Here is a 1151-nt window from a genome sequence, read left to right on the forward strand (position 1 = left end):
CCACGATTTGACAATTCAACCGCTGTTGCTTTTAAGAAATCGGTATTCGGCAACAAACCAATCTGTACGAAGATACCAGCCAATTCAACAGTGTGCTCTTGGTCAGTTGTACGGTCTTTGTATTTCAGTGCAGTCACTTGTGAACCGTCACCCACCACTTCAGTCGACAAGGCATTTTTAATCACCGTGGTGTTTGGCAAGCTTGTTAATTTGTCTTGCAATACCTGATCCGCACGAAGCTTGCTATCAAACTCAACCAAAGTCACATGCTCTACAATCCCTGCAAGATCAATCGCAGCTTCAACACCAGAGTTACCCCCACCGATTACCGCAACACGTTTGCCTTTAAACAGAGGACCATCACAGTGTGGGCAGTAGGCCACACCACGGGTTTTGTATTCCTGCTCACCCGGAACGTTCATTTCTCTCCAGCGTGCACCTGTAGACAGAATCACGGTTTTCGATTCCAGTTTGGCACCATTTTCTAAAGTGACTTCAACCAAGCCATTTGCAGTCTCAGAAGCACCTTTGATGTTGGATACACGTTGCAGGTTCATGATGTCAACACCGTATTCACGTACATGTGCTTCCATTTCAGCAGCAAACTTGGGACCTTGGGTTTTTTGAATCGAGGTATAGTTTTCGATGTCCATGGTGTCCATGACCTGACCGCCCATGCGTTCAGCCACGATTCCAGTTTTAATGCCTTTACGTGCAGCATAGATCGCAGAGGTATTCCCTGCAGGGCCACCACCAATCACCAGTACATCAAAAGCGTCTTTGGCATTGAGCTTTTCGGCCTCTTTTGCTGCAGAGTTGGTGTCCAGTTTTGCCACGATTTCTTCCAAAGTCATACGACCTTGACCGATATGCTGGTTGTCCTGGAACACCATCGGCACCGCCATGATTTTGCGTTCTTCCACTTCATCCTGGAAGAATGCCCCATCAATCATGGTGGCTGTTGTGCCCGGGTTGTAAATTGCAATCAGGTTTAAGGCTTGAACCACATCCGGACAGTTATGGCAGCTGAGTGATACAAATACATCAAAATCAGATTTGATTCCTAAGCCTTTAATCGACTCTAAAACTTCAGCAGATACTTTCGGTGCATAACCAGAGCTTTGTAGTAAAGCCAGAATCAGTGAGGTGAA

At 46.4% G+C, this 1151-nt stretch carries 1 protein-coding gene; it reads right to left on the minus strand.

What is annotated here, in order from left to right:
• On the minus strand, positions 1–1151 hold a 1151-nt coding region (gene ahpF / locus FTT75_RS15675; RefSeq protein WP_180186820.1), incomplete at both ends, for an alkyl hydroperoxide reductase subunit F.

The sequence above is a fragment of the Acinetobacter sp. YH01008 genome (genome assembly GCF_013420435.1).
GTDB classification, from domain to species: Bacteria; Pseudomonadota; Gammaproteobacteria; order Pseudomonadales; family Moraxellaceae; genus Acinetobacter; species Acinetobacter pseudolwoffii.